This is a genomic window from Ensifer sp. VA4, assembly GCF_055710065.1.
In genome coordinates, this window is the sequence record NZ_JBVQPO010000014.1 from 155,146 (window position 1) to 175,816 (window position 20,671).

Sequence of the window (20,671 nt, forward strand, 5' to 3'; positions counted from 1 at the left end):
GGGCCAGAACCCCTGCCAATTGCCGAGATCCTTTCATCTCCGAGGCGTAAGTGTCGGTGATCGAAATGTCGTTACGGATCAATTCCGCCCGTTCACGCCCAGCCTGTCGAAGGCCGTGCCCGGGCACGCTTCGCACTCCGGGTACCTGCTTCGGCGCCGTCCGGAACCTTTTATCGCCGCAGATGTTGGAGGCGTTCCAACCAGATGGCACAGGAGCTTGTTATGCCGGAGAAGACACTCGAGGCGCTGTTTTATGACGGCCTTAAGGACATCTACTATGCGGAGAAGCAGATACTGAAAGCGCTGCCGAAGATGGCGCGCGCGGCGCAGTTGCCCGATAGCAAAGCGGCATTCCAGAAGCATCGGGACGAAACGGAGCACCATGTCGAGCGCCTGCAACAGGTCTTTGAGATCATCGAGAAACGTGCGCAGGGGAAGACCTGCGAGGCTATTCAGGGCCTCATTGCCGAAGGTGAGGAGATTATCGAAGAATTCAAAGGGAGCCCGGCCCTCGACGCGGGCCTCATCTCCACGGCTCAGGCGGTCGAACACTACGAGATCGCGCGCTATGGCACCCTGAAAACTTGGGCCAAGCAACTTGGGTTGGAGAAGGCGGCGCTGCTGCTCGACCAGACTCTTCAGGAAGAAGGGGCGACCGACAAGGCACTCACCAAGATCGCTCTGTCCGCCGCCAACAACAAGGCAAAGGTTGCAGCTTGATCGGAGCAAGGGGCGGGGCGTAGGTTCGCCCTTCGCGTCAAGGCGGGCGGTTGGGCGAGAAGCGGCCCGGCACGGGGCCGGGCCGCCATTGTTCACTCACTCACGATGCTCGGGCATCGCCTTGAGTTGATCCTTGGTCCAGGCCGTCACCGCATGAACCTCACCGTTTTCATCCCGCATGAAATCGAGGTCGGCAGTAGGTACTGCAACCGGCTTTGCGCCGATGCCGAGAAAGCCGCCGACGTCGATGATAACGGTGCTTGCGGCGCCGGCGCCGTGGACGTGGTCAACCGTGCCGACCTTGTCGTCATCCACCCCATATACTGTCGCGCCCTCTAGGACGGCAGGCGTGAGTTCCGTCGGGTCGAGGCGTACGTGATTGGCATGATCCATTTTCGTTGCTCCTTTGAAATGAACCGAAAAGAACCGGCACTGGACGAAACTGTTCCACGCGAACCACGGCTGGCAGCCGTCGTGGGCATCGAGAACCAGGTCGATGGCCGTCAAAATTCGGATGTTTCTCGGAACTTGCAGCGTATCCCCCCGGTTAGACCGCCACGGGCCGATTGGGACCCGGTAAGAGGAACTCCATGAAACGCACCACTCTCGCAATGGCAGCGCTCTTCGGTGTCCTCGCAACGCCGGCCTTCGCGCAGACGACGCCCAATTTTGACGGGGAGACGCCCGCCATTGCGACCCCGGACTCGATCAATCCGACCGCACCGGTGGCCGGCGCCAGCAGCTTCACCGAAGCTCAGGCCAAGGATCGCATCGAAAAGGCCGGCTACGCTTCCGTGCAGGGCTTGAAACTGGACAGCCAGGGCGTCTGGCGGGCTGCAGCGACAAGGGGCGGAAAGTCCGTTGAGGTCGCCCTCGACTATCAGGGCAACGTGACGTCTCAATCGAAGAAGTGAGGAGATCGCGACATGAAAACCGTAAGTGGTTTGTTCGACGACTATGCGGATGCGCAGTCGGCGGCCCGTGAACTGGAGCAAGCGGGAATTCCTCCGGAAAACATCGGCATTATCGCCAACAACGCGGGCGGCCGATATTCTCCTGAGAGCGGCGCTGCCGAGGGCGCCGGAGCCGGCGCGGCCATCGGCGCCACCAGTGGAGGCGGGGTCGGCCTGTTGACGGGCCTCGGCCTTATGGCGGTTCCCGGTATTGGTCCGATCGTGGCGGCGGGGTGGCTTGCTGCGACGGCTGCGGGCGCCGCAACCGGCGCCATTGCCGGCGGTGCCGTGGGCGGCGTGATCGGCGCTCTTTCGGAATCGGGTATCGATGAAGCGGACGCGAACGTGTATGCCGAGGGCATCCGCCGTGGCGGCGCACTCGTGACGGCGCGGTCGCTGAGCGAACCTCTGGCCGAGCATGCGCGGACGATCTTTCGCAACAGAGGTGTCGATTTGGCCGAACGTCGCGCCGCCTACGAAGCGACCGGTTGGCGCCGCTTCGATGAACGAGGGGAGCCGCTGACAGAGACCGAAATCGGAATGCATCGCGATCGGTTGCGTTCGGGGCTTTAGATCCAGCGGCTGCCGTTAAAGGATGTCGCGCAAAAGTGCGCCGCAATTTGTGGTGCCAAAGTGCTCCGCTGCGGGCAGCGGAGCTGGAATGTGGCCTGCAATTGGGCCGACCATAGGACACCCATCATTTCGAGGGCCAGGGCGTTTGCGCGCGACCATAGGCGTTCGCATCCGATCCCCGTGCCTTCGCTGCCGTCCGTGGCGGCAGCGCGCACGCGAGGAACAAACATGCATGGAAGCGGTTCGATACGATGTCCAGAGCGACTGAGTGCAAGGAGCGAATGCATGAGCGAGGCGCAAATCACCGACAACCACGACGAAATTCGCCATTGGGCCGAAGCGCGCAAGGGAAGACCCGCCCGGGTAAAAGGTGCCCTCGATGGAATATTGCGGATCGATTTCGGGGAAGCAGAGGTGGACCTGGAGCCGATCTCCTGGGATGAGTTTTTCCGCATTTTCGATCACAACAAGCTGCTGTTTCTTCGCCAGGACAAAACGGCGGATGGCCGACTGAGCCGGTTCAACAAATTCGTGGACCGGCCCTGATCTCACCAGTGGGCACGAGCTAGGACTGCCCTTCCGACTGCGACCGGGCCAAACGCGCCTGCAGGGATCTGCCTAACTCGCCGATGCCCGGCGCATTATTCACCGTCGGTGTCTCCCCCCAACATCGAGGGCCACCCGTCACCTGTTGGTATCATCGGGCGCGCTGTTGTTGCTTGGTGCGCCCGTTCCGGATTGTGGGGTTGGGTTGCGATCCGTGGGTGCCAGGCCTTGCGGGCTCTCGGTGCTCAGGCGCTGTTCGGCTTCCGGCCGTTGACCCGAAGCGGCGGGCCCAGTGCGTTCAACCGAACCGGTTTGATCAGAGCCACCGCCTTGCCCCCATTCCACGAGGCCCCATGCGGCCAGCGCCAAAGCCAGGCTGGCGACGAGCACCAGAAAGACGCGCCTGCCCAATCCTGCCTGCCTGACTTCGCGTGGTGAAAACTGGGTTCGCTTTGCACCATGCGTTGCAGATTTCGGTTCGCCGCGCTCGTCCAAATGCTCAACCATTTGTCTGCCTCATATGTATCCTCTGCGCCCGCTACCCGATGAGGAGAGGGGCCAAGGATACAACCGATCTCATCTTCAATGGTTCCAACTGGGCATCCGCATCGGCAAGCGCGGTGATACTCCGTTCCTGGCCGCCGATCCGATTGCTAAGAACGTCGCTGGCCTGAAAGGAGATCGATGCGGGCGCGAACACGGGCAACACCTTCCGGGATACTCGCGCTCGGAATCGACGAATAGCCCATGCGGAAGTAGCGACAGGGCTCGTCACTTCTGGGGAAGAAGGGGGAGCCGGATTCGACGAGCACGCCATGCTGGCGCAGTTCGCTCACAAGTCGATCGGCGTCGAGCCCTTCCGGTCCCTTGATCCAGAAAGACGTGCCGCCGAAGGCCGACGAGCCCGCGATCGTCAATCCCTCGCGGCGGAGTGCCTCCGCCATGAGCACGTGGCGCTTGTGATACTCCGTGCGCATGCGATGCAGCACGGCGTCATAGTGGCCGAGCGCCAGGAAATAGGCTGCGGTGCGCTGCAGGTGACCGGGCGGATGGCGCAGCATCAGCGAGCGGAGCGCGCGGGCCTCGCGAATGAAGGGGGCCGGCGCGACGAGGTAGCCGAGCCGAAGTCCTGGAAACAGCGATTTCGAGAAGCTGCCGATGTAGAGCACACGCCCGGTCGGATCGAGGGCCTTCAGTGCCGGCGAGGGCGGTGCCAGATAGCTGATCTCGAACTCGTAGTCGTCCTCGACGATCACGAAGTCCTTCTCCTCGGCGGCCTCAAGCAGCCGCGCGCGCCGGTCGACCGGCATAGTCGCGCCCGTCGGTGAATGGTGGCTCGGCGTCACGAACACGGCGTCGACGTTCTCCGGCAGGGCATCCGGCGAAAGGCCCTCGCCATCGACGTCGACTGTGGTGACATCGGCACCGCTCAGCAGCAGCGAGGCGCTGATGTCGGGGTGGCATGGGTTTTCGCAGACCGCGGCCGAGGCCTTGTCCAAGATCAGTCGGGTCACGATCCAGAGCGCATTCTGGGCGCCGACGGTGACGAGAATTTCGTCCGGAGTGGCATGGATGCCGCGTCTGGGCAACGTGCGCGAGCAGATGTAATTGACGAGCCGCACGTCATCGGCCGCGGCAAAGTCGCTCGCCATCAACACGAAGTCCTCACGGGCGAGCGCCCGGCGGGCGCAATCACGCCAGGCGTTGAGGTCGAAGAGCGTCGGGTCCATCTGGCCATAGAGGAAGGGGAAGGGATAACGGCGCCAATCCAGCGGCTTCGGGATCTGGCGCACGACGCCGAAGCTCATCTTGATCTTGCTGCTCCAGTCCACCGCGGCGGAACCGCCGGACGGCAGGTTGTCGTCCACGTCCCTGCCTGGCGGATTGTCGGTGATGCGATAGGAACTGCGGCTGGCGGCCTCGACGTAACCCTGAGAGACCAATTCCTGGTAGGCGAGGGTGACCGTGATGCGTGAGATGCGCAGATAATCAGCGAGCTTGCGCGTCGAGGGCAGGTGCGCGCCGGGCTGTACCCGCCCGGCGAGCACCGCCGAAACTACCGTCTCGCGTAATTGCGCCTGCAAGCCGATTCCGCTTTCGCGCTCGATGAAGAAAATCGTTTCGGAAACGCTCATGCGCACAGAGGCAGCCCTCAGCGAGGTCAATCTGGATCTACTCAACTTCCAAACTGGATATAACGCAAGCCAAGCCTCGACCTTATCGTCGTCAGCAAGGCCGGAAGAACCGGTCAATCAATAATCAAAGAGGAGAACGAACAATGCTACATGGACATTTCAAGCGGTTAGCAGCAGCGGCCAGCATCGTGGCGAGCCTTGCCGCATCGAGCGCAGCTTATGCGGAGACGAAGCTTGTCGTCGGCTATCAGCAGATCGTTGGTCCCTTCGTCGCCGCAATCGCCGATGGCCGTTTCGACGCGGCGGCCAAGGAGGCCGGCTATTCGATCGACTGGCGCCAGTTCAGCTCGGCCGGCGACATCACGACGGCGCTCGCTTCCGGCGACGTGCCGATCGGCGTTCTCGGGTCGACCGGCACGGCGGCGGCCGCCACACGCGGCGTCGACCTGCAGCTCTTCTGGATCCTCGACAATATCGGCCAGTCGGAAGCGCTCGTCGCGCGCGATGGTTCGGGCATCGAAACGCCGGCCGACCTCAAGGGCAAGAAAGTCGCCGTCCCCTTCGTCTCGACCTCGCACTTTCATCTGCTTGTCGGCATGAACAAGGTCTGGAACGTCGATCCCCGCGAGGTGGAAATCCTCAACCTGAAGCCGCCGCAGATCGTCGCCGCCTGGCAGCGCGGCGATATCGATGCCGCCTATGTCTGGCCACCGGCGCTTTCCGAAATCCAGAAGACCGGCAAGACAATCTCCGATTCCGAGGTGATCGGTGCGGCGAGCGTACCGACCTTCGACGGCCTGGTGGTCGACAAGGCCTGGGCGGAAGAAAACCCGAAGCTGATGGAGGCCTTCACCAAGGTCCTGGCGAAAGCCTATGCCGACTACAATTCCAACAAGGCCGCCTGGACGGAAGAGTCGGCCGAGGTTCAGGGTATCGTCAAGCTGATCGGCGGCGACGGCCCGAGCACGGTGGAAGCCCTGCGCCTGCTCTCTTTCCCGAATGCGGATGAGCAGGCCTCCGACGTCTGGCTCGGCGGCGGTGCGACGCGCGCGCTCGGCGAGAGCGCAAAATTCCTGGTCGAACAGAAGCAGATCGGCAATTCGCTTGACGACTATGCGCCCTACGTCAACGCGAACTTCGCGAAGGCTGCCGCGCAATAGCGTATTCTGCCTGTTGCGCCGGCCGTGGGGAGCGGCCGGTGCGTCCATCATCGAGACCGTGACCGAGGTGCAGGGAGGCATTTCTCATGGAAACACTGAGCGTCAGGAACATCAGTCTGACCTATCCGGGCCTGTACTCGGACCAGGCGATCATCGCCTTGAAAGGTGTAAACCTTACCATCAACAGCGGCGATTTCGTCGTTGCATTGGGTGCTTCCGGCTGCGGAAAAACCACCTTGCTCAATCTGATGGCGGGCTTCATGGCCCCCTCGGAGGGCGATATCACGCTTGGCAGCCATCAGGTCAACGGGCCGGGCGCCGAACGCGGCGTGGTCTTCCAGAAACACGCGCTTCTGCCGTGGCTCAACGTAATCGAGAACACCGAATTCGGTCTCAAGCTGCGTGGTGTCGACAAGGCGACTAGGCGGGAACTCGCCACCAGGAACCTCGCCTTGGTCGGGCTGCAGGACTTCCACCGCCACATGATCTATCACCTGTCGGGCGGCATGCAGCAACGCGTCGGCATTGCGCGGGCACTGACCTGCGATCCCGCCATGCTCTTGATGGACGAGCCGATGGCAGCGCTCGACGCGCTGACGCGAGAGACCATTCAGGAACTGCTGCTCAAGGTCTGGCAGCTCACCAACAAGATGTTCTTCTTCATCACCCACAGCGTCGAAGAGGCGCTGTTCCTCGGCTCGCGGCTGATCGTCATGTCGCCGCGGCCGGGCCGCATCACCCACACCTACGAACTCGACTTCAACAAACGTTTCCTCGCCGAGGGCAATGCGCGTGCGATCAAGTCCAGCCCGGAATTCATCCGCATGCGCGAGGAAGTGCTCGGCATCATCTATGGCGACGAACGTGCGTCCGGCAACCCGGAGGTGGCCCATGCTTGATAGAGTGACACGAGCCAAGCCCGCCAAGGCCGGAAAGATCTTCGGTGCGCCAGGTGACGGAAGCAGCGGCCTGATCAGTTTCGCAACGACGGTCGTTCTCGTCGCCCTCTGGTTCACCGTCACCGAATCCGGCTGGGTCAAGCCGCTCTTCCTGCCGTCGCCGCTGGCGGTCTGGGACAAATTCATACTGGCGCTGACCGACGGCGTTTCGAACTCGACGCTGATGGAGCATACGCTCGCCAGTATCGGCCGCGTCTTCGGTGCCTTCCTGCTGGCGTTGGTGACGGCGGTGCCGATCGGCATCCTGATGGGGGTCAATCGCGTCGTGCGCGGCCTCTTCGATCCGATCATCGAATTTTACCGGCCGCTGCCGCCGCTTGCCTACCTGCCGCTGGTGATCATCTGGCTTGGCATCGGCGAGTTCCCGAAGGTGTTCCTGATCTATCTGGCGATCTTCGCGCCGATGGCGATTGCCGCAAGGGCAGGGGTACGTTCGGTCTCGACCGAACAGATCCACGCGGCCTATGCGATGGGAGCCACGCGCGGACAGGTGATCAGCCAGGTGATCATGAAGGCCGCCTTGCCCGAGATCTTCACCGGCATGCGCATCGGCATCGGCGTCGGCTGGACCACTCTGGTGGCCGCGGAAATGGTTGCTGCAAACCGAGGCCTGGGCTTCATGGTCCTCAACGCCGCCGAAAACCTCGAAAGCGATACCGTGATCATGGGCATCTTCATCATCGGCATCTTCGCTTTCGCCTTCGATCTTTTGATCCGCTACCTCGAAAAGGCGCTGATCCCCTGGAAGGGCCGCCTGTAACCGGCGGCAACTTCGACACTTCATCTGAATTCGGCCTGGCGGCCTTTTGAAGACGGCATTTCCCGTCTCCGGCGAAGCCATGCCTTGCGGACCAAGCCAAAGGACAGGACCATGACACTCTCTGCAACCGATCTCAAAACCTTGTTCGATGCCTTCAACCGGCACGACATCGACGGGGTCATGCGCTTCTTCGCCGAGGACTGCGTATTCAATGCGGTCGGCGGCCCGGAGGTTCACGGCACCCGCTTCGTCGGCACCGGAGCGATCGCAGATGCTTTCAGCAGCGTCTGGAAATCGATGCCGGATGCCGAGTGGGGCAACCACAGCCATTTCGTGGAGGGCGATCGCGGCGTGTCCGAATGGACCTTCTCGGGCACGGCGGCCGATGGCAGCCGCATCGAGGCGGAAGGCTGCGACCTCTTCACATTCCGCAACGGCAAGATCGTGCGCAAGCAGGCGTTCCGCAAGAACCGCCCGGTCCTGCAACCCCGCTACTGATGGCCTGGAGCAAGAGCCATGCAACTGCGCGCCACACCCCTCAAGCCCGCAAGGCAGCCGTTTGATCCGGCCTACGATCCCAACCATGCCCGCAGCCCCGGCACGGGCAAGGACTATGCGCCGACCTACTGGATTGGTACCGCCGGGCCCGAACCCGAGGATGACGGTCCCGTCACCCGGGACATCGATGTCGACGTCGCCATCATCGGTTCGGGCTATACCGGCCTCTCCTGTGCCATCCATCTGGCGCGCGACCACGGCATCAAGGCGATGGTGCTGGAGGCCAATGGCGTTGCCTGGGGCTGCAGCACCCGCAATGGCGGGCAGGCGCAGATTTCCGCCGGCCGGCTGAAGCGCTCGCAATGGATTGCCCGTTGGGGTGTGGATGTCGCCAGAAAGATGCATGCCGAGATCGCCGAAGGCTTCGACCTTTTCCGGGCGCTGGTCCGGGAACCGGAGATCGACTGCGATCCGCAGGACGGCGGCCATCTCTATATCGCCCACCGCGACAAGATGCTGCCGGCGCTCGAGAGCGAGGTTCGCGTCCTCAACGACACGTTTGGCTACCGAGCCCGCATGGTCTCGCGCGAGGAGATCCACCGCGATTTCGTCCGCGATGAGGAAGCGCGCGGGGCGATGCACGAGCCCGACGGCATGGGCATTCATGCGGCAAAGCTCGCCTTCGGCTACCTGAAGCTCGCCCGCCGGCTTGGCGCAAAGGTGCATACCTCCAGTCCCGTGCTCTCCTGCACGACGAAGGGTGGCTTGCACTACCTGACGACGCCGGGCGGCACGGTTCGTGCCCGCGCCGTCTGCATTGCAACCGCCGGCTACACGTCACCCGGCATGAATGCGCTCACGCGCCACCGGTTGATGCCGATCCTGTCGAACTCGATCGTCACCCGGCCGCTGACTGAAGGCGAGCAGCAGGCGCTGAACTTCAAGGCGCGCATACCGCTTACCGACACGCGCACACTCCGCCACTACTACCGCATGCTGCCCGATGGCCGCGTGCAGATCGGCAGCCGCAGCGCCATAACCGGGCGCGATGCCGGCAACCCGAAGCATCTCGAGCTGCTGCTCGGAGGTCTCTACCGCAAGTTCCCGGCGCTGAAGGGCATCGACATCGACTACTCCTGGTGGGGCTGGGTGGATGTCAGCCACGACATGATGCCGCGCATCTTCCAGCCGGATCCGGGCCAAAGGCTGTTCTACGCCATGGGTTATGGCGGCAACGGCGTCATGTATTCCGCCCAGGCCGGCCGCCGCATGGCCCAGATGGTCGCCGGCAAGGGCGGCGCCCTCGACCTTCCCATCTTCACCTCGCCCTTGCCGAGCCACGGGCTTTTGACGCCGTTCCGCCGGCTTGGCCAATGGGGAATGTACCGCTGGTACTACCTCCGCGACGAGATCCTCTAACTCTTTGAAATAATTCCCAGGAAAGGAACTGCCCCATGAAAATGACCACCGAGGAAGCCTTCGTCAAAGTCTTGCAGATGCATGGCCTCGAACATGCCTTCGGCATCATCGGCTCGGCCATGATGCCGGTGTCGGATCTGTTCCCCAAGGCCGGCATCAAGTTCTGGGACTGCGCCCACGAGACCAATGCCGGCATGATGGCCGACGGCTTCAGCCGCGCCACCGGCACGATGTCGATCGCGATCGGCCAGAACGGCCCCGGCGTCACCGGTTTCATCACGGCGATCAAGACCGCCTACTGGAACCACACGCCGCTTTTGATGGTCACGCCGCAGGCGGCCAACAAGACGATCGGCCAGGGCGGTTTCCAGGAAGTCGACCAGATGGCGATGTTTGAGGAGATGGTCTGCTATCAGGAGGAAGTGCGCGATCCCTCCCGCATTCCCGAGGTGCTGAACCGGGTCATCGAAAAAGCCTGGCGCGGCTGCGCCCCGGCGCAGATCAACATCCCGCGCGACTACTGGACCCAGGTCATCGACGTCGACCTGCCGGCAATCGTCCGTTTCGAGCGTCCGGCCGGCGGGCCGCAGGCGATCGCAGAAGCGGCCAAGTTGCTTTCAGAGGCGAAATTCCCGGTCATCCTCAATGGCGCCGGCGTCGTCATCGGCAATGCCATTGGCGATTCCATGAAGCTTGCCGAGCGGCTCGATGCACCGGTTTGCTGTGGCTATCAGCACAATGACGCCTTCCCCGGCAGCCATCGCCTGTCGGTCGGTCCGCTCGGCTACAACGGCTCGAAGGCGGCGATGGAGCTGATCTCCAAGGCCGACGTCGTACTGGCGCTCGGCACCCGGCTCAATCCCTTCTCGACCCTGCCGGGCTACGGCATCGACTATTGGCCGAAGAACGCCGCGATCATCCAGGTCGACATCAATGCCGACCGGATCGGCCTCACCAAGAAGGTGACGGTCGGCATCTGCGGCGACGCCAAGCAGGTCGCCCGCCAGATCCTCGAGCAGCTCTCGCCGTCGGCCGGTGATGCCGGTCGCGAGGAGCGCAAGGCTGCGATCCACCAGACCCGTTCGGCCTGGCAGCAGCAGCTCTCCTCCATGGACCACGAGGACGACGATCCGGGCACGGAGTGGAACGAGACCGCACGTTCGCGCGAGCCGAACCGCATGTCGCCGCGCCAGGCCTGGCGGGCGATCCAGGCGGCCCTGCCGAAGGAGGCGATCATCTCCACCGACATCGGCAACAATTGTGCGATCGGTAACGCCTATCCGACCTTCGAGGCCGGCCGGAAATATCTTGCACCCGGCATGTTCGGGCCCTGCGGTTACGGTTTCCCGTCGATCGTCGGCGCCAAGATCGGTTGCCCGGATGTGCCGGTGGTCGGCTTTGCCGGCGACGGGGCCTTCGGCATCTCGATGAACGAGATGGGTTCGATCGGCCGCGAGGGCTGGCCGGCCATCACCATGGTGATCTTCCGCAACTACCAATGGGGTGCGGAAAAGCGCAACACGACGCTTTGGTACGCCAACAATTTCGTCGGCACCGAGCTCAATCCCAATCTCTCCTACGCGAAAGTCGCCGAGGGCTGCGGCCTGAAGGGCGTTGCCGTCAATACCACGGCAGCACTCACCGAGGCGCTCTCCAATGCGATCACCGACCAGAAGAACGGCGTGACGACTTTCATCGAAGTCATCCTCAACCAGGAGCTTGGCGAACCCTTCCGCCGCGACGCGATGAAGAAGCCGGTGCCGGTTGCCGGCATCGACCGCGCCGACATGCGTCCGCAGAAGCGGGCCTGACCGCTCACAGACCATGCCTGCCCGGTCGGCCCGGGCAGGCGAAGCTTCCCGCAAGCGACCGGAACGCAAACATGACCTTCACCGCCTCCGTCCACGAACGTTTCCGCAGCATGCCCTCAGGGTTTTCGACCTATTGGCCAGGCTTCGCCGTTACCGCGGCGGTCGCCGTTGCTGCGCAGTTCCTCTCCGACCACTATGGTGCGCCGGCCATGCTGATGGCGCTGCTGCTCGGCATTGCCTTTCATTTTCTCTCGGAGGAGGGGCGTTGCGTCGCCGGCATCGATTTCTGCGCCAAGAAGGTGCTGCGCATCGGCGTGGCGCTGCTCGGCATGCGCATCAGCGTCGACCTCCTGATCGGGCTTGGCGCCGGTACGATCCTGCTGCTCGTTTCTGCCATTGCCGCGACGATCGGTTTCGGGTTGCTCGCAGCCAAACTGCTCGGCCGCGGCTGGCGGTTGGCGCTCATCACCAGCGGTTCCGTCGCCATCTGCGGCGCCTCGGCGGCAATGGCGATCGCCGCGGTGCTGCCGAAGAACGAGTTTTCCGAGCGCAACCTGATCTTCACCGTGCTCTCGGTCACGGTACTCTCGACCCTTGCGATGATTGCCTATCCGATCATCGCCCAGACCATGGGGCTCGATGCGCGGGCGACCGGGATCTTCTTCGGTGGCACGATCCATGATGTCGCCCAGGTCGTCGGCGCCGGCTTTTCGGTCTCGCCGGAGGCGGGCGAGACGGCGACCCTCGTCAAGCTGATCCGCGTCACCATGCTGGCGCCGGTCGTGCTGACCTTCTCGCTGGCACTGCGCAAGGTGCCGCAGCCCGAGGGTGAGACCGGCAAGCGCCCGCCGCTGTTGCCCGGCTTCGTCGTCGCCTTCCTGATCTTTGCGGCGCTGAACTCCTTCGGCTTCGTGCCGGAAATGGTCGCAAAGGCCGGGATGGAGACCTCGCGCTGGGCGCTGCTCGCCGGCATCGTCGCCGTCGGCATGCGCACTTCGCTTCGCCGCGTGCTCGACGTCGGCGGCGATGCGGTCGCGCTGATCGTTGCCGAAACCATCTTCATCGCTCTCTTCATCCTCGTCGGCATTCACTATCTGGGGCACGCCTGATGAAACCGCTCGATCGCATTCTCGAAGCCGCGAAGGCCGCGCCGCGCCATATCGTGCTTGCCGAAGGGGAAGACCCGCGCATCGTCGAGGGGGGCCTCAGGGCCGTTCGTGCCGGTCTCGCCGAGATCACGCTCGTCGGTAGTCGGAAGATTGTCGAAGAGCGGCTGGAGGCCGCTGGTGCTGGGCCGGGCGAAATCCGCATCGAGGATCCGGCCTCGTCAACGCTTACCCGGCGCCTTGCTGCGGCTTACCATGAACTGCGTCGGAACAAGGGTGTGGATGCGGCAGCAGCGGGCGAAGCGGTGCGTTCGCCGCTCGTCTTTGCCGCCATGATGGTGCGGGAAGATGCGGCCGATGGTACGGTGGGGGGCGCGGTTGCGACCACCGCCGACACGGTGCGCGCCGCGCTCCAGACCATCGGCCCCGCGCCGGACGTCAGTCTCGTTTCGAGCTTCTTCCTGATGATGCTCTGTGCACCGCATCACGCGAAGAAGGGCGCTTTCGTCTTTGCCGATTGCGGTTTGGTGGTGGATCCGGATGCTGCGGGCCTCGCCGACATCGCCGTGACTTCGGCGCAGTCCTTCGAGGCGCTCTCCGGCCAGCCTGCGAAGGTGGCGATGCTCTCGTTTTCGACCGCGGGCAGTGCTGCGCACGAGCGCGTTTCCAAGGTGGTGGAGGCGACGAGGCTTGCCCATGCCGCCGCACCCGGTCTCGTCATCGATGGAGAACTGCAGTTCGACAGCGCCTTCGTCGAGGCGGTGAGCGCCGCTAAGGCACCCAACTCGGCGCTGCATGGCGAGGCCAATGTCTTCGTTTTCCCCAATCTCGATGCGGCGAATATCGGCTACAAGATCGCCCAGCGCATCGGCGGCGCCACCGCCATCGGCCCGATCCTGCAAGGGCTTGCCAAGCCCGCCAACGACCTTTCGCGTGGCTGCACTGTCGACGATGTCTTTCACATGATCGCCGTGACCGTCGTTCAGGCGTCAAACCGGCGGCCGACTGCACGTCCCCTTTAATGACAGCGGGTCAAAGGGACAAAGCATGCGGCAAGTCAAAGCGCTGCAGCGACACCTTTGTGTCTTTGATCCCTCGCGGCTCACGTCGGCGTGTGCGCAAGTTTGCGCGCAATGTCGAAGAAGGCGCTGACGAGCTTGCCGTTGCTGCGCTCGCGCAGGCAGATCAGCGCTTCGTCCATCAGCATCTCGGGCGCGTCGATTTCGATGGGAACGAGGCGGGCGTCCTGGCCAAACTCAGCGGAGGAGACGAAACCGACGCCGCCGCCGGCCGCCACGATCTCGCGAACGGCCTCACGGCCTTCGGCCTCGATCAGCGGCGTCAGCTGCACGCCGCATCGTGCCGCCATGGCCTCCAGCTTTTGCCGGGTTTTCGAACCTTGCTCGCGCATGACGAGCGGGTGTTTCACGAGCTCGGCGAAGGTGATCTTCTTCCGATTGTCCAGCGAATAGTTGAAGCTGGCAAAGGCGATGATTGGCGTGGAATTGAGTTTCAGGATGTCGAAATCGCTCGATTGCGGGATTTCGCCGAGAACGCCAATATCCGCCTCGTAGGCGTGCAGACTGGTGATGACCGTCTCGGTATTGCCGGAATCGATCGAGACCTGCACTGTCGGGTAGGTGCGCCGGAAGGCGGCAAGGATGTGCAGCAGGTGGTGGGCAGCGTCGGCGACGATGCGAAGCTTGCCGGCCCTGAGCGCCCGCGATTCCGAAAGAAGGTCCAGCGCCTGCTGCTCGACGTCGAACATGCGGCGCGTGACTTCAAGGAGGTTCTGGCCGGCCTGGGTCAGTGTCACCTGCTTCTTGTTTCGGTTGAAGAGCAGCACGTCGTACTCCTCCTCGAGCTTGCGCACCTGGTCCGAAATGGCAGGCTGGGTGAGGAACAGCGCTTCCGCAGCGCGCGAGAAGCCGCCATGGATTGCCACATTGTGGAAGGCGCGAAGCTGGACATAGCGCATGCGTGCGGACGCCTCTTCAGGATAGATCTGACCTATGGATTCATTAGAACGAACGATTTGATTTATGTAAAGTCGCAAAGGATAGTTTTCGGATTGCTGCTCTTTCCGGAACACGCCCATGAACCTGCCGGCTGTCGCCCTCGAACTCGCCGCCGCAACCGTCCTGCTGCTCTATGCCGTCAGTCTCGTGAAGAAAGGCGTTGAAGCGGCGGCGGGCGACATCGTCGCGCGCACCGTCGGCGGCGCTGGTGGGCGGCCGCGCGCCGCCGCCTGCGGCTGCGCCGTTGCCGTTGCCTTGCAGAGCTCGACAGCCGTCGCCATGCTTGCCGCCGGCTTTGCCGTCAGCGGCGCTCTGGCCCTTGATACCGGCCTGGCGGTGCTGCTCGGCGCCGATCTCGGTTCGGCGCTCGTCGTCAAGATCCTGTCCTTCGATCTCAATTGGCTGGCGCCGCTCTTGATTGCGGTGGGCGGCCTCATGCATCTGAAGGCCTCGGCGCGCAAGGCTGTTGAAGGCGGACGCGCCGTGCTCGGCATCGGCCTTCTGCTCCTGTCGCTGCAGATGATCGGCCATGCGACGCAGCCGCTCGCGCAAAGCCCGCTCCTGCCGTCCATCGTCGCTTTCATCGGCAGGGACGCGCTGACCGTGATGATCCTTGCGGCGCTTTTTACCTGGGCGCTGCATTCCAGCGTGGCGGCGATCCTGCTGATCCTGACCTTTGCCGCGAAAGGCATCGTGCCCATCGAGGTCGGCATACCCTTGGTTCTCGGCGTCAACATTGGCGGCGGGTTGATCGCGCTATGGCTGACGCGCGGTCTGCCGGTCGAGGGCCGGCGCCTGCCGCTTGGGAACCTCCTCTTTCGCGCCCTGTTCGGCGCAATGATCTTCGGCCTATTCTCGTTGCACGCCCCTTTCACCTGGCTTCCGGGTGATACGGCGGCCGGCCAACTCGTCAACCTGCATGTATTCTTCAACGCCACCCTGGTTCTCGTCGGAATGGTTTCCTGCGGCGCGATGGCGCGGCTCGTTCAGTTGCTCATGCCGGACGCCGCCGGTGCTGGCGACCACTCTGTCCATGTCAGCGCGCTCGACCGCACGCTGATCGACAAGCCGGCGCAGGCGCTCGCGGCCGCGGCGCGCGAAGTGCTGCACATGGGCAATCTCATTGCGCGAATGCTGGAGCCAGTCATGACTGTCATTCAGTCGCCGACGCCGGAGGCGGTCAAGACGCTGCGCGGCATCGACGCCGACATCCACCGGGCGCATAGCGAGATCAAGCTCTACATCGCCGCCGTCAACCGCGGTGTGCTCACCGAAGACCAATCCCGGCGCGGCATCGAGCTCACGGAGGCGGCGATCCATCTCGAATATGCCGGCGACGTCGTTGCGAAGAACCTTCTGCAAATGGCAGAGGAGCGGCTGGAGGGCGCGGGCACCTTCTCGCAGGCGGGCTGGCGCGAGCTCACCCTGCTGCACGCGGCCGTATCTTCCAACGTCAGGCTCGCGGCCAATCTTCTCGTGTCGCCCGACCCGGTGATTGCCCGCGAGATGGTCCGGCAAAAGGAACATGTGCGCCGCCTCGTCGAGGAGAGCAGCAAGAGCCATCTGGAGCGGCTTCGCCAAGGGGTGGCGGCGAGCATCCTGTCGAGCGACATGCATCTGGAGATCGTGCGGGCGCTGAAGGAGGTCAATTCACTGGTGACGGCCATGGCCTATCCGCGTCTGCGCGAAAGCGGAGATCTGCTCGAAAGCCGTCTGGTTCCCGCAGCCTAGATGTATAAGTACAGTCTATATATTGATACAAAAGAACGATTTTACAGATACATGTTTCCACCGCATTGTCTTTCTCGAACACGCCAACTGCGAGGACGGACCATGCCAAACACCGCTTCTGACAGAACCATCGCGCCCCTGGAAAAGCCGAGACTCGGCGAACCCTATCTCCTGACGCCCGGCCCGCTGACCACGGCCTATGAAGTCAAGGAAGCGATGCTGAAGGATTGGGGGTCCTGGGACGGCGATTTCCGCGCGATGACCGCCAGACTTCGCGGCGAGTTGCTTGAGATTGCCGGCGATACCGAGGGGGAGTTCGATTGCGTGCCGATGCAGGGCAGCGGCTCGTTCTCGGTCGAGGCGATGCTCGGCAGTTTCGTTCCGAAGGACGGCAAGGTGCTGGTGCTGATGAACGGCGCCTATGGCAAGCGCATCGCCCAGACGCTCTCCTATCTCGGTCGCGATCACGTGACGATCGACAAGGGCGACTACATGCCGCCCCGCGGTCCCGAAGTCGCCGCGGCGCTCGATGCTGATCCGGCGATCACCCATGTAGTCGTCGTCCATTGCGAGACCAGCTCGGGCATCCTCAATCCCCTGAAGGAAATCTCCGAAACCGTCTACTCCCGCGGCCGCAAGCTGCTCGTCGACTCCATGAGCGCCTTCGGCGCCGTGCCGGCCGGTGTCAACGATTTCCGCTACGAGGCGATCGTCTCCTCCGCCAACAAATGCATCGAGGGCGTGCCCGGCTTCGGCTTCGTCATCGCCCGCAAGAGCGAGCTGGAGGCCGCCAAGGGTCGCAGCCATTCGCTAAGCCTCGATGTACATGCCCAATGGGAATACATGAACAAGACCGGCCAGTGGCGCTTCACGCCGCCAACCCATGTGGTCGCGGCTTTCCTGGAAGCGCTGCGGCTGCACCGGGAAGAGGGCGGTGTCGCCGGCCGCGGAGCCCGCTATGCCCGCAACCGCGACGTCATGGTCACCGGAATGCGCGAGGCCGGGTTCGAGACGCTGCTTGCCGACCAGTGGCTGTCGCCGATCATCGTCACCTTCTTCAGCCCGGCCCATCCGGCCTTCGCCTTCGATCGTTTCTACGACCTGATGAAGGAGAAGGGGTTCATCATCTATCCGGGCAAGTTGACCGTCGTCGACAGCTTCCGTGTCGGCTGCATCGGCCGCATGGACGAGCATGTCATGCGCCGCGTGGTCGCAGCTGCCCGCGAATCCCTGATCGAAATGGGCGTCGACAGCGCCGCCCCGCCGGCCGTTGCCCTTGAGGAACGCCGCCGCCTCGCTGCCTGAACACAGAGGAAACTCCCATGAACCAGATGTCCAAGATCACCGTCACCGCCAACCGCCGCACCTATCCCTGGCCGAAGGTCCCGGCCATCGCCATCTGTCTCGATGGCTGCGAGCCCGCCTATCTCGACGAAGCCATCAGGGCGGGGCTGATGCCGACGCTCGAGCGCATCCGCAAGACCGGAACCGAGCGCACAGCGCTGAGCGTCATCCCAAGCTTCACCAACCCCAACAACCTGTCCATCGCCACCGGCCGGCCGCCGGCGATCCACGGTATCTGCGGCAACTATCTCTACGAACCGCAGACCGGCAAGGAAGTGATGATGAACGACCCGCGCTTTCTGCGCGCGCCGACCATCTTCAAGGCGTTCTACGATGCCGGTGCAAAGGTCGCGGTCGTGACGGCGAAGGACAAGCTGCGGGCGCTTCTCGGCCACGGACTCACATTCGACGAGGGCAGGGCGATCTGCTTCTCGTCGGAAAAATCCGACAAGACGACCAGGGCGGAAAACGGCCTCGACAATGCTTCGGCCTGGCTCGGCCGGCCGGTGCCGGAAGTCTATTCGGCGGATCTTTCCGAGTTCGTCTTCGCAGCCGGCGTCAAGCTGCTCAAGGAATTCCGGCCGGATGTCATGTACCTGACGACGACCGACTACGTGCAGCACAAATACGCGCCGGGGGTGCCGCAGGCGAACGCCTTCTACGAGATGTTCGACAAGTACCTGACCGAACTCGACGCGCTGGGTGCGGCAATCATCGTCACCGCCGATCACGGCATGAAGCCGAAGCACAAGGCCGATGGTTCGCCGGATGTCGTCTACGTTCAGGACCTGCTCGACGAATGGCTCGGCAAGGACGCCGCGCGGGTGATCCTGCCGATCACCGACCCCTATGTCGTGCATCACGGCGCGCTCGGCTCGTTCGCCACGGCCTATCTGCCTGAAGGGACGGACAAGGAAGAGATCATCGAGCGCCTGCAGGCGATCGACGGCATCGACGTCGTGCTCTCCCGTCCGGAAGCCTGCGTGCGTTTCGACCTGCCCGACGACCGCATCGGCGATCTCGTGCTGATCTCGACCGAAAACAAGACGCTCGGCACCAGCGAGCACCGTCACGACCTTGCCGCACTGAACGAGCCATTGCGCTCGCACGGTGGCTTGACCGAGCAGGAGGTCCCCTTCATCGCCAACCGCAAGCTGCCCGAGCTTTCGGCCGCTGGTACGTTGCGCAATTTTGATGCCTTCTACTATGCGCTCGTCGCAGCCGCGCAAGCCGCGCACTAGGGAGGAGGCGATGACCAAGGTGGAAACGACATTCGCAATTCGCCACGAGCCGATGCGGATCGCCGGCAAGGCGGTCGATACCGAGGGGCGCATCGAGGTGCGTTACCCTTGGGACGATGCCGTGATCGGCACAGTGCCGGCGGGCAACGCCGAGCATGCCCGCAAGGCCTTCGAGATCGCGGCGGCCTACCAGCCGAAGCTGACGCGCTACGAGCGTCAGCGCATCCTGCTGAAGGCGGCGGAACTGCTCGTCGCGCGCAAGGAGGAGATCTCCGACCTGATCACTCTGGAGCTCGGCATTTCGAAGCAGGATTCGCTTTACGAGGTCGGTCGCGCCTTCGACGTGCTGACGCTGTCCGGCCAGATGTGCATCCGTGACGACGGCGAAATCTTCTCCTGCGACCTCACCCCGCACGGCAAGGCACGCAAGATCTTCACCACCCGCGAACCGCTGACCGCCATTTCGGCGATCACGCCCTTCAACCACCCGCTCAATATGGTGGCGCACAAGGTGGCGCCGGCCATTGCGACGAACAATTGCGTGGTGTTGAAACCGACCGAACTGACGCCGATGACGGCGCTCGTCTTCGCCGACATACTCTACGAAGCCGGCCTGCCGCCGGAGATGCTCTCGGTCGTGACCGGTTGGCCGGCCGATATCGGCATGGAGATGATCACCAACCCGAACTTCGACCTGATCACCTTTACCGGCAGCGTGCCGGTCGGAAAGCTGATCGCGGCGCACGCGCATTACAAGCGGCAGGTGCTGGAACTCGGCGGCAACGACCCGCTGATCATTCTCAACGATCTGTCGGACGCCGATCTCGCCAAAGCAGCGGAACTCGCCGTTGCCGGCGCGACGAAGAATTCCGGACAGCGTTGCACGGCGGTGAAGCGCATTCTCTGCCAGGAGAGCGTTGCCGACCGCTTCGTGCCGCTGGTGCTGGAGCGGGCGAAGGAGCTCAAGTTCGGCGATCCGATGGACCGCGCGACGGAGCTCGGCACGGTCGTGCATGCGCGCGCGGCCGAAATCTTCGAGCGGCGCGTTCACCGGGCGGCAGAAGAGGGAGCGGAGATCCTCTACAACCCCGGCCGGCAGGGTGCCCTGCTGCCACCGATCGTGGTCGACCGGGTCGCGCACTCGAGCGAACTGGTGATGGAAGAAACCTTCGCGCCGATCATCCCGATCGTGCGCGCACCCGATGACGACGACGCGCTGATCGCCCTGTCGAATTCGACGGCCTTCGGCCTTTCCTCCGGCGTCTGCACCAACGACTTCCGGCGCATGCAGAAATACATCGCCGGGCTGAAGGTCGGCACGGTCAACATCTGGGAAGTGCCGGGCTACCGCATCGAGATGAGCCCCTTCGGCGGCATCAAGGATTCGGGCAACGGCTACAAGGAAGGTGTCATCGAGGCGATGAAGAGCTTTACCAACGTCAAGACCTTCTCCCTGCCATGGTGATCTGAGCGTTTCCCCCGCGCAATCACCCTTCTGGGAGCTGCCGTGGCGGCTCCCTTTTTTGTTGCGCCGTCGGTGTCTCTGCAACTTGTTTCGGGCGCAATCGTAGATCGGCCTCAGGATTTTGCAGTCTTTCCGAAGTTCTATTGAAAGTTGCCGAAGATGTGACCGTTTGCCTGTCGATATGCCTGGTTTCGCGGCATGGCATCCATAGTTTTTATCTACTGAACGATAA

At 63.3% G+C, this 20,671-nt stretch carries 20 protein-coding genes; 16 read left to right on the forward strand and 4 right to left on the reverse strand.

Annotated elements, in window-relative coordinates:
- Nucleotides 1-222 precede the first annotated feature (222 nt).
- A complete protein-coding gene (locus AC0C6X_RS24290; RefSeq protein WP_247960084.1) occupies nucleotides 223-720 on the forward strand; it encodes a YciE/YciF ferroxidase family protein in 498 nt (165 codons plus the stop codon).
- Between the two features lie 96 nt (nucleotides 721-816).
- Here AC0C6X_RS24290 and AC0C6X_RS24295 read toward each other — a convergent pair whose 3' ends face one another.
- Nucleotides 817-1,113 (reverse strand): PRC-barrel domain-containing protein, encoded by a 297-nt coding sequence (locus AC0C6X_RS24295; protein ID WP_247960085.1) that lies wholly within the window; start codon nucleotides 1,111-1,113, stop codon nucleotides 817-819.
- Between the two features lie 197 nt (nucleotides 1,114-1,310).
- On the opposite strand from AC0C6X_RS24295, the gene AC0C6X_RS24300 reads away from it, so the two are divergent.
- The 3 genes from AC0C6X_RS24300 (at nucleotide 1,311) to AC0C6X_RS24310 (ending at nucleotide 2,792) form a co-directional block, all read left to right on the forward strand.
- Nucleotides 1,311-1,634: a PepSY domain-containing protein gene (locus AC0C6X_RS24300; RefSeq protein ID WP_472955626.1), complete on the forward strand. Its 324-nt coding sequence runs from the start codon at nucleotides 1,311-1,313 to the stop codon at nucleotides 1,632-1,634.
- A gap of 12 nt (nucleotides 1,635-1,646) precedes the next feature.
- A complete protein-coding gene (locus tag AC0C6X_RS24305; RefSeq protein WP_472955628.1) occupies nucleotides 1,647-2,246 on the forward strand; it encodes a hypothetical protein in 600 nt (199 codons plus the stop codon).
- Nucleotides 2,247-2,531: 285 nt separating this feature from the next.
- Nucleotides 2,532-2,792: a hypothetical protein gene (locus AC0C6X_RS24310; RefSeq protein WP_247959949.1), complete on the forward strand. Its 261-nt coding sequence runs from the start codon at nucleotides 2,532-2,534 to the stop codon at nucleotides 2,790-2,792.
- A gap of 138 nt (nucleotides 2,793-2,930) precedes the next feature.
- On the opposite strand, the gene AC0C6X_RS24315 is transcribed toward AC0C6X_RS24310, so the two are convergent.
- Together AC0C6X_RS24315 and pdxR are read right to left on the reverse strand one after the other, a co-directional pair.
- Nucleotides 2,931-3,299, reverse strand: a complete 369-nt coding sequence (locus tag AC0C6X_RS24315) for a hypothetical protein (protein ID WP_472955630.1) — start codon at nucleotides 3,297-3,299, stop codon at nucleotides 2,931-2,933.
- Between the two features lie 146 nt (nucleotides 3,300-3,445).
- Entirely contained in the window at nucleotides 3,446-4,927 is a 1,482-nt protein-coding gene (pdxR, locus tag AC0C6X_RS24320; RefSeq protein ID WP_472955632.1) for a MocR-like pyridoxine biosynthesis transcription factor PdxR, read from the reverse strand.
- 143 nt (nucleotides 4,928-5,070) lie between these two features.
- Between pdxR and tauA the strand changes: the two genes are divergently transcribed.
- The 8 genes from tauA (at nucleotide 5,071) to pta (ending at nucleotide 13,662) form a co-directional block, all read left to right on the forward strand.
- Nucleotides 5,071-6,087, forward strand: a complete 1,017-nt coding sequence (tauA, locus tag AC0C6X_RS24325) for a taurine ABC transporter substrate-binding protein (RefSeq protein ID WP_173520064.1) — start codon at nucleotides 5,071-5,073, stop codon at nucleotides 6,085-6,087.
- Between the two features lie 86 nt (nucleotides 6,088-6,173).
- Nucleotides 6,174-6,986 carry a taurine ABC transporter ATP-binding protein gene (locus AC0C6X_RS24330; RefSeq protein ID WP_247959953.1) on the forward strand — a complete coding sequence of 271 codons (813 nt, stop codon included), beginning with the start codon at nucleotides 6,174-6,176 and terminating at the stop codon, nucleotides 6,984-6,986.
- Nucleotides 6,979-7,806, forward strand: coding sequence for an ABC transporter permease subunit (locus AC0C6X_RS24335; protein WP_472955635.1), 828 nt, complete (start codon nucleotides 6,979-6,981; stop codon nucleotides 7,804-7,806). The genes AC0C6X_RS24330 and AC0C6X_RS24335 overlap by 8 nt, the downstream gene beginning before the upstream one ends.
- Before the next feature lie 111 nt (nucleotides 7,807-7,917).
- Nucleotides 7,918-8,304 (forward strand): nuclear transport factor 2 family protein, encoded by a 387-nt coding sequence (locus tag AC0C6X_RS24340; RefSeq protein WP_247959955.1) that lies wholly within the window; start codon nucleotides 7,918-7,920, stop codon nucleotides 8,302-8,304.
- An 18-nt stretch (nucleotides 8,305-8,322) separates the two neighbouring features.
- Complete coding sequence (locus tag AC0C6X_RS24345; protein ID WP_472955638.1) at nucleotides 8,323-9,723, forward strand: NAD(P)/FAD-dependent oxidoreductase; 1,401 nt, start codon at nucleotides 8,323-8,325, stop codon at nucleotides 9,721-9,723.
- A 35-nt stretch (nucleotides 9,724-9,758) separates the two neighbouring features.
- Nucleotides 9,759-11,534, forward strand: coding sequence for a sulfoacetaldehyde acetyltransferase (xsc, locus tag AC0C6X_RS24350; RefSeq protein WP_472955640.1), 1,776 nt, complete (start codon nucleotides 9,759-9,761; stop codon nucleotides 11,532-11,534).
- A gap of 71 nt (nucleotides 11,535-11,605) precedes the next feature.
- Complete coding sequence (locus AC0C6X_RS24355; RefSeq protein ID WP_472955643.1) at nucleotides 11,606-12,643, forward strand: YeiH family protein; 1,038 nt, start codon at nucleotides 11,606-11,608, stop codon at nucleotides 12,641-12,643.
- Nucleotides 12,643-13,662 (forward strand): phosphate acetyltransferase, encoded by a 1,020-nt coding sequence (gene pta, locus AC0C6X_RS24360; protein ID WP_472955645.1) that lies wholly within the window; start codon nucleotides 12,643-12,645, stop codon nucleotides 13,660-13,662. Before AC0C6X_RS24355 ends, pta begins: the two co-directional genes overlap by 1 nt.
- Nucleotides 13,663-13,742: 80 nt before the next feature.
- Here the strand turns inward: pta and AC0C6X_RS24365 are convergent, their stop codons facing one another.
- Nucleotides 13,743-14,618, reverse strand: a complete 876-nt coding sequence (locus AC0C6X_RS24365; protein ID WP_334196746.1) for a LysR substrate-binding domain-containing protein — start codon at nucleotides 14,616-14,618, stop codon at nucleotides 13,743-13,745.
- Nucleotides 14,619-14,736: 118 nt separating this feature from the next.
- Between AC0C6X_RS24365 and AC0C6X_RS24370 the strand changes: the two genes are divergently transcribed.
- From AC0C6X_RS24370 to phnY, 4 genes are all read left to right on the forward strand, one after another.
- The gene (locus AC0C6X_RS24370; protein ID WP_472955648.1) at nucleotides 14,737-16,389 is read left to right on the forward strand and encodes a Na/Pi cotransporter family protein; all 1,653 of its coding nucleotides are present in this window, start codon (nucleotides 14,737-14,739) and stop codon (nucleotides 16,387-16,389) included.
- A gap of 102 nt (nucleotides 16,390-16,491) precedes the next feature.
- Complete coding sequence (locus AC0C6X_RS24375; protein WP_472955651.1) at nucleotides 16,492-17,694, forward strand: 2-aminoethylphosphonate--pyruvate transaminase; 1,203 nt, start codon at nucleotides 16,492-16,494, stop codon at nucleotides 17,692-17,694.
- Between the two features lie 17 nt (nucleotides 17,695-17,711).
- Nucleotides 17,712-18,974 carry a phosphonoacetate hydrolase gene (gene phnA, locus AC0C6X_RS24380; RefSeq protein ID WP_472955653.1) on the forward strand — a complete coding sequence of 421 codons (1,263 nt, stop codon included), beginning with the start codon at nucleotides 17,712-17,714 and terminating at the stop codon, nucleotides 18,972-18,974.
- 10 nt (nucleotides 18,975-18,984) lie between these two features.
- The gene (phnY, locus tag AC0C6X_RS24385; protein WP_472955654.1) at nucleotides 18,985-20,439 is read left to right on the forward strand and encodes a phosphonoacetaldehyde dehydrogenase; all 1,455 of its coding nucleotides are present in this window, start codon (nucleotides 18,985-18,987) and stop codon (nucleotides 20,437-20,439) included.
- Nucleotides 20,440-20,671: the final 232 nt, after the last annotated feature.